The organism is Mesorhizobium sp. M1A.F.Ca.IN.020.06.1.1, assembly GCF_004023265.1.
GTDB lineage: Bacteria > Pseudomonadota > Alphaproteobacteria > Rhizobiales > Rhizobiaceae > Mesorhizobium.
Genome location: NZ_RZSR01000681.1, coordinates 1 through 3,365 on the forward strand (window position 1 = coordinate 1; position 3,365 = coordinate 3,365).

Genomic DNA, 3,365 nt, shown 5'->3' on the forward strand with positions numbered 1-3,365 from the left:
CCTGCGACTGGTCTCTTGATCGCGGCTCCGGCAGCGTCCTCGAGGACCCGTCCGAGCGTTGTCCTTTCCCAATGGCGGTCGGTCGGCTGCTTGACCTTGCCTTTGAGGCTGGCCGAGCGCGCAGTGACCGTCAGAACGCTGCCGGAGCCGCGATCAAGAGACCAGTCGCAGGTGTCGACCTCGCCCTCAAAGCGGCGCATCGCGCCGCCTTCCCAGCCGAGCTCGATCGAGACAGGCGTGCCCGTCTTGGGAAACCGGACCGTCGCATCTTTATCGTCGAGCGTGAACGTCGCCGAATGCGTCGCCTCGGTGCCGCTCTTGGTGATGGACAGCGAGATCAGCAGCGGCACGAAACGGGAGGTGACATCCTGCCCACCGACCACGACGCGGAAATGACCTTTTCTCATTTTGCCTCACGCGCCGCAGGCGCTCCGGCGGGGCGCGGCATAGGCCGCGACGCCCGGTCGGGCTTGCGGGCTTTTGCCCGCTGTCATTCGAAGAGATCGATCACTGGCCTGGGGGCCGCGCCTTCAGCCGCCATTTCCGCCTGTGTCATCACGGTCACGACTAAACCCACGGGAAGCTGCGGACCGGACCTGGCAAGATCCTGGTTAAGGGCGAAGGTCTTCGCCACCATGCCCGAGAAGACCTTGCGATAGTGCCTTGCAAGAAGAGTGGACAGCGTCGTGCCTTCCGCCCTGACGGTGACGGTCTCGGTCATGGGCTCCAATCCAGAATCGTGTCCGAGCGGCTAAGTGTTTTCGCCGGGCGGCTGATCGTTGAGCAGGGTGGCCAGTGCGGTCGTGATCTGCGGCATGAAGAACGGCTTCGCAATCATTACGCTGTTGGGGACGCCTTCGGAAGGCCAATGAACGGCGCTGTCGCCGCTGATGTAGATTACCGGCATGGCAGCATTTACCGCACGGATTTCGCGAGCCAAATCCCAACCTGATTTCCCCGGACCCAGACGAATGTCGGTAATGAGGGCTTTGATCGTCTCAGGCGCCGCATCGAACGCGCTCAATGCAGCTTCGGCACTGGTCAAGCCCGACACGGCAAAGCCAGCTTCCTCCAATGCGGTTTCAATTTCCAAGAGGATGAGAGGTTCGTCCTCAACGACCAGAATCGTGCCGCCGCCCATAAGGTCCCTTCCCTCATTTGGTCTACTACGCTCTCGACAGCGGTTCGGTTCCAAGGAAAGTAATCGTTTTCGCGCGCCTTTAGCCGAGCAGCGAAAACAGCGTTGCGAAGAAATCGCTCGCCGCCGGCGCCGCCGATTTCTGCATCTTGACTGTGATATCGACGATCTGGCCGACCCCGTCGCGATCGAGGAATGCGTGCTCGTCGCTGATCGACTGGACGACATAGAAGCCGAACACGCTGCCGTCGCCACGTGTGACCAGCTGCGGCGTGCCGGCGAGCTGCGCGTTGCGCAGGATGTTCAACGTGCCCAAACCGCCAAGCTTCGACGGGATCAGGCGGCCGGAGACGGTGAGCGTTTCCGACCCGACGCCCACATCCTCGAGGGGCGGCCTCGCGCCGACCACCGGCTTTTCCGCATAGTCGTGCGTCGTCTCCCGGCCATGCGTGTCGATGTTGAAGGAGAGATCGCACTCGACCAGACCGATCTTCATCAGCATCAGCGCGGTCCCCCAAAATCGATCGCCTGCCCGCGTGTATCGGCCTGCACCTGCTGGCCGGTCGTCCTGCCACCGAGCGAGCCGACCGGCCGCATCAGATCGGCCCTGGCCGAAGACAGGAAGCCGCTGACGCCGGCGATGAAGGCCGCGGCCGCGCTCTTGCCGAAGGCCGACCCGGCCCCGGCGACGCCGGAGCTGAACGTTTGCGCGGCGTTCTGGCCCGCCTGCGTGCCGCCTTCGGCGATCTTGGCGCCGGCATCCGCGCCGCCGGACTGCAGCCGGCGCTCGAATTCATCGGCGTCGAAGCCGGCGACGTTCGGGCCGATGCCCGGGAGACCTGGTGCCGGCGGCACATAGGCCTGGCCACCCCTGGCAGCCGCATGACGCCCTTCGGCGTACACCTGGAATTGCCGCTCGGCAGGGGTCATCTCTGCCCAGTTCCTCGGACGCGGCGTGGGGATCGGCGTGCTCGAGGCCGGCATGCCGGTGTTCGGCTCGCGCGTCTGGCGATCTTCGAGGATCTTCGTCTGCAGCGCATCGAAGACACTCTTGATCTCGCCGCGGCCGAGCTGCGCCAGCGCATCGCGGAACGCCTTCTCGGCCGGCGCGCCGGTGAAGCGATCGAAGAACCCAAGCTCGGGATGCTGCTTGTTGTAGCGATCCTTGAACTCGCCCATATAGGCCAGCGGATCGCGGCCGCTTGCCCGCAGCGTCTCATAGCCCTTGTCGACGGCCATCATGTCGGACAGACGGCTGTTGACCTTTTCGAGGACCGGGTTGAGTGCCCTGCCGGAGAGGTCGCCAAGCGCCCTCCCCGTTTCCTGAATGTTGTTGATCAGCTGCTGCCAGTTGCCTTCGGCATCGCCGGTGATCTGGGCGAAATCCTTTGCCACGGTGCCGGCCGAGCTGCCGAGCGCGTCGAGGTGCTTCTGCAGCTCCGGCATCTGCGTCAGCAGCGCGCGCATGCCCTGCTGCATCTGGATGTCGGTGAAGATCAGCGGCAGCTTCGACAGGTCGCCCTTGAGCGCCTTCTGCGTCTGCTCGACCAGCGTCTGGATGACGTCGCCGCCCTCCTTTCTGGTGCGGTCGAGTTCCTTGCGGATGTCGATATGATACTTCTTGAAGTTCTTGGCCACCTCGTTGCCATAGGCCTTCTGCAAGATATTCGAGAAATTGGTCGCGGCCTCGGCCGAAGATCCGGTCTGGTTGCGCACGATCTCCAGCATGGCGGCCAGGCGCTTCAGGCCCTCGGTGCCCTTGTAGCCGAGCGCCGCGAAGGCAGGCGCGATCGCCGGCAGCTCCGCCGCCATGTCCTTCAACTCGAACTTGCCGGCCTTGCCCTCGAAAGCGAGGATGTCGAAGGCTTGTTGCATCCTGTCGGCGGTGATGCCGAGCGAATTGGCGAGCGCGTCCGCAGTGAGAGCGATGTCCGACATTTCGGAGCCTGAGGCCTGCGCCGTGCGGGCGACCGACGGCAGGAAGGCCAGCCCCTCCTCGAGCGACCTGCCGGAGGCGATCAGCGTTTCGAGGCCCTGCACCACATTGTCGAACGGCAGCTTCGACTTGTCCGCAAGCTCCTGCAGCACGGCGATCGTCGGCTTGATACTGGTCGCCGGCTTGTCGGCATTGATGACGATGCGCCCGATCGTGCGCTCAAGCTGCGCATAGTCGCGCGCCGTACGGATCGCGACATAACCGGCAGCGGCGGTCGCGACACCGGCTGCC

The 3,365-nt window shown here is 64.4% G+C and carries 4 protein-coding genes and 1 pseudogene; all 5 read right to left on the reverse strand.

Going from position 1 to position 3,365, the window contains the following annotated elements:
- Window positions 1–407, reverse strand: a pseudogene (locus EOA60_RS24930) (hypothetical protein); the annotation flags it as partial.
- An 83-nt stretch (window positions 408–490) separates the two neighbouring features.
- Window positions 491–721 (reverse strand): tail protein X, encoded by a 231-nt coding sequence (locus EOA60_RS24935; RefSeq protein ID WP_127217002.1) that lies wholly within the window; start codon window positions 719–721, stop codon window positions 491–493.
- A gap of 30 nt (window positions 722–751) precedes the next feature.
- Window positions 752–1,141 carry a response regulator gene (locus EOA60_RS24940; protein WP_095800211.1) on the reverse strand — a complete coding sequence of 130 codons (390 nt, stop codon included), beginning with the start codon at window positions 1,139–1,141 and terminating at the stop codon, window positions 752–754.
- 79 nt (window positions 1,142–1,220) lie between these two features.
- Complete coding sequence (locus tag EOA60_RS24945) at window positions 1,221–1,640, reverse strand: phage tail protein (protein WP_127217003.1); 420 nt, start codon at window positions 1,638–1,640, stop codon at window positions 1,221–1,223.
- A partial coding sequence (locus EOA60_RS24950) for a phage tail tape measure protein (protein WP_128312055.1) occupies window positions 1,640–3,365 on the reverse strand: 1,726 nt, incomplete at its 5' end. The genes EOA60_RS24945 and EOA60_RS24950, both read right to left, overlap by 1 nt.

Excerpts from the sequence above, each read along its gene's own strand:
- EOA60_RS24935 (WP_127217002.1), bottom strand. The coding sequence starts at position 721 with ATGACCGAGACCGTCACCGTCAGGGCGGAAGGCACGACGCTGTCCACT.
- EOA60_RS24940 (WP_095800211.1), bottom strand. The coding sequence starts at position 1,141 with ATGGGCGGCGGCACGATTCTGGTCGTTGAGGACGAACCTCTCATCCTC.
- EOA60_RS24945 (WP_127217003.1), bottom strand. The coding sequence starts at position 1,640 with ATGCTGATGAAGATCGGTCTGGTCGAGTGCGATCTCTCCTTCAACATC.